Origin of the sequence: Streptomyces solicavernae (assembly GCF_029968095.1) — a bacterium.
In the GTDB taxonomy this organism is placed as follows: domain Bacteria; phylum Actinomycetota; class Actinomycetes; order Streptomycetales; family Streptomycetaceae; genus Streptomyces; species Streptomyces solicavernae.
The window spans coordinates 1-3,160 of record NZ_JASCIR010000078.1 but is presented as its reverse complement, the minus strand read 5'-3'; the positions used below and the strand labels follow the sequence as shown (position 1 = coordinate 3,160).

At 66.5% G+C, this 3,160-nt stretch carries 4 protein-coding genes and 3 tRNA genes; 1 reads left to right on the top strand and 6 read right to left on the bottom strand.

Translation table 11 applies throughout. The features are described from left to right. The 6 genes from QIS99_RS31955 to QIS99_RS31930 all read right to left on the bottom strand — a co-directional run. Positions 1 to 318 (bottom strand): putative T7SS-secreted protein (locus QIS99_RS31955; RefSeq protein WP_282517257.1); only part of this gene is annotated, 318 nt, incomplete at its 3' end. A 3-nt stretch (positions 319 to 321) separates the two neighbouring features. Continuing rightward, entirely contained in the window at positions 322 to 936 is a 615-nt protein-coding gene (locus tag QIS99_RS31950; protein WP_282517256.1) for a hypothetical protein, read from the bottom strand. Beyond that, complete coding sequence (locus tag QIS99_RS31945) at positions 933 to 1,319, bottom strand: SseB family protein (protein WP_282517254.1); 387 nt, start codon at positions 1,317 to 1,319, stop codon at positions 933 to 935. The genes QIS99_RS31950 and QIS99_RS31945 overlap by 4 nt, the downstream gene beginning before the upstream one ends. Before the next feature lie 994 nt (positions 1,320 to 2,313). Beyond that, positions 2,314 to 2,387: transfer RNA gene (locus QIS99_RS31940), tRNA-Ile, on the bottom strand. Positions 2,388 to 2,556: 169 nt separating this feature from the next. Then, positions 2,557 to 2,629: transfer RNA gene (locus QIS99_RS31935), tRNA-Asn, on the bottom strand. Between the two features lie 5 nt (positions 2,630 to 2,634). Further along, a tRNA-Asn gene (locus QIS99_RS31930) sits at positions 2,635 to 2,707 on the bottom strand. A gap of 154 nt (positions 2,708 to 2,861) precedes the next feature. On the opposite strand from QIS99_RS31930, the gene QIS99_RS31925 reads away from it, so the two are divergent. Then, a partial coding sequence (locus QIS99_RS31925) for a YtxH domain-containing protein (RefSeq protein ID WP_282517253.1) occupies positions 2,862 to 3,160 on the top strand: 299 nt, incomplete at its 3' end.

The following is a 3,160-nucleotide window of genomic DNA, read 5'->3' as shown; positions in this document are numbered from 1 at the left end:
GAGGCCGGAGCCGAGCTTGTCGAAGGCCTTGAAGAAATCCCGAAGATGCTCGGCCCGCTCGGTCAGCTTCTCCACGTCACCGTGGATGATCTCCTTCGGATCCTCCGTCTCACCCAGCTGACGTTCGGCAACGTCGGCGCCGAGCTTGTCGGCCGTCCACTCCGACCCGTCCCGGACCCCCTCGGCGGCGTCCTCCAGACCTACGTGCTCCAGCCCGTCGGCGGCCTTGTCGCCTGCCCACGCGACACCCTCGCCAACGGCCTCGACACCGTCCTTGGCCGCGCCGGCGACAGCATTGAACGCGTCCCCCAGACCCATGGCCTACTTCCCCCCGTCACCCTTGCCCTGCTCGCCGCCCTGTTCCTCGGGCGGCCCGTCCCACTGCCAGTCGGAGTCGTCCCACCGGTCGGGGCCCGCAACGTCTTGCCACGGCGAGGTCGAGAAATCGTCCCCGACCTGCTCCCATTGGTCCCCCATCTCGCCCCAGTCCGGCATTGACATGTCGTATTCGGGCTTGGGTTTGACCTGGTCCCCGACCTCACTCCACGACATGTCCCCGGCCTTCTCGCCGTTCGCGATGCCCTCGGACGGGTTGTACGAGCCCGCTGTGACGGCCACTTCCTTCAAGGTGTCGACCACGTACTGCTCCTGCTCGTGGTACAGCCCCGCGGACAGCCCCAGCTTGTACGCGATGTCGTTCAGGTCCTGCATCTTGCCGTGGATCCCCAGTCCCCATCGGCCGCAGAACTGCCCGAAGACATCGGCGAGTTCACCCGAACCCATCTCCATCCCGGACATGAGCATGAACTGGAACCCGTGCCCCTGCTGCGCCGTGATGGAGAAGTAGCCGGTCTCCTCCAGCTCGTTCTGCGCCGCCCTCAGTCCCTGCTCGACCAGCTTCGCCGACTCGCGATCGAACTTGTACCCGCCACTCACGACGACGCCCCCTCCGACTCCTCCGTCACCGCAATCGTATCCGGCACGATCCCCTTGGCCGGCGGGAGCAGAAACGCGCCCTCGCTGCCGATATCGACCGCGACCCCGCACGGGACGTCGATCTCCGCGAGCGTCTCGTCCAGCAGCCGCGCCCCGTACACGCGCCGGAACTCCCACTCACCGACCTCGCCACGAGCCTGCGCAAACACCGTCAGCGTGTCCGTACGGGTGAACGCGTAGATCCACCGCAAGCCCCCCTGGTCGCCGGTCAGGATCCCGCCGTCCCGGATCGGCACCAGCACCAGCGATCGGCGGAACTCCCCGATCAGCGCCTGCACTTCAGCCAACGCCGCGTCCGCGTCCTCGAAGTTCCCCGACAGCACGACGCCCCCGACATCCTCAGTCCAAACGATCACTCCAAACGTAACGGACGCTTCATCCCTCGGAACAGTTCCCCAAAGCCGGGGCCGTGAGTGCCGTGGGGCCCCTACGTGTTTGGTCAACGGGAACGGGGGTGCGTTGGGTCGGCGAGCTGGGCAGCATAGCGGGGTAGCCGACCTGCTGTGGGATGGCGTGAAGTGCTTCAAGTGGCACGCCAGGCCTCTGCACCTTCACTCGCCGGGCGGCGCCCTCGGGGGCTGCAAACGCAACGTCCCCGGCTGATGGGCGAGAGAGCAGGAGCGGGCGTTCGGACGAGTGCTCCGACGAGCCAGTCGCGGACCGCGTGACGGCAGTATCGCGGCAGCGGGACACGACGCCCGAGCTGACCGAGGATCCACCCCGTCTGCGGGGAGAAGTCTGCGGCAAGGTCGAGCTCCCCACGACGTTGCGCAATGACTGAAGCACCAGCTCTTGTCGGCAGGGCAGGGGCAGCCTCGACCTACATCCACCAGAGCCGGCGCAGGTCGGCCACGATCGCGGCGAGCGTGCGGTGATTCCGGACCTCACCAGCGCCCCGGCCGGACGCCGTTCAACATCAGTGGGGCCGATCCCGCCCCATTGCACGAACCAACCGTTGGCGACGGCTACCGAACGGGGTACCCCCAGGGCGGGCCGCACCGTAGCTCAAGAAGGCACCCAAGCCACCTTCGCCAACCGTGCACAGCCATACGCAAGGGAGGCCCGCCCCCTCGCAAGGTCGAACTACAGTTTCAAAAACCTCGCGTCCACTGAGCGTCCACTGGACCCCACCGCGGCACAGCTCACCGCATCAACGGTCACAACATCCCCGCAGGTCACAGCCTCAGGAACCCATCCAGCCCCACGCATTCATCGACGTAACGCCAACGGAGTCGATTCCGTCGGGCAAGAGTTCCGACCGCGGACTTCCGAAAATAAGTTTGCGCAGGTCAGAAGGTGTTTCTGACCTGCGCGCGGTGGGGCGGGTGGGACTCGAACCCACGGCCGACGGATTATGAGTCCGCTGCTCTAACCGGCTGAGCTACCGCCCCTCAAGCGGCGTGTCGCGTACACATGTACGCGCCGTCTGCCGCAGCATAGCCGCTCATACGATCTCCTGCGTCGGATGGTCGGCTCTGCACGACCATGAGGACTCCGCTGGTGGGCGCATGGTTCCGCCGGGCATGAAAAAGGACCCCCGAGGGGGTCCTTCTCGTTGAGCTCTCCCGACTGGACTCGAACCAGTAACCTGCCGGTTAACAGCCGGCTGCTCTGCCAATTGAGCTACAGGAGACCGAGCTCCCCCGACTGGACTCGAACCAGTAACCTGCCGGTTAACAGCCGGCTGCTCTGCCAATTGAGCTACAGGGGATCGTCCCGCTGCAACGACGTCACCTGCCTGGGGATTCCCGGGCGGCGTGCGTTCGCTGCGACACATACATTAGCGCAAGCAGGGGGGTGCTCCGCCAATCGGTATCGGGCAGGCGCCCTGCACCGGACGTCAGACGCAAGGGAAGGTGGCTGCCATGCGGTACAAGCTCACGTTCGTCGCCGGACTGGCCCTGGGCTACGTGATCGGCACGCGGGCCGGACGCGAGCGTTACGAACAGTTGAAGAAATCGGCCCGCCAGGTCGCACAGAACCCGGCCGTGCGCAACACGGTGGAGTCCGCGGCGCAGAACGGCCGCGCGTTCGCGGGCAAGGCCTTCGCCTCGGTGAGCGACAAGGTCGGCGACCGGGTCCCGCACTCCGTCGCCGACCGGGTGCGTTCGCTGCGCGAGAAGAGCCAGGGCGGCGACGAGGACGACTGGGGGACCAGTAACAC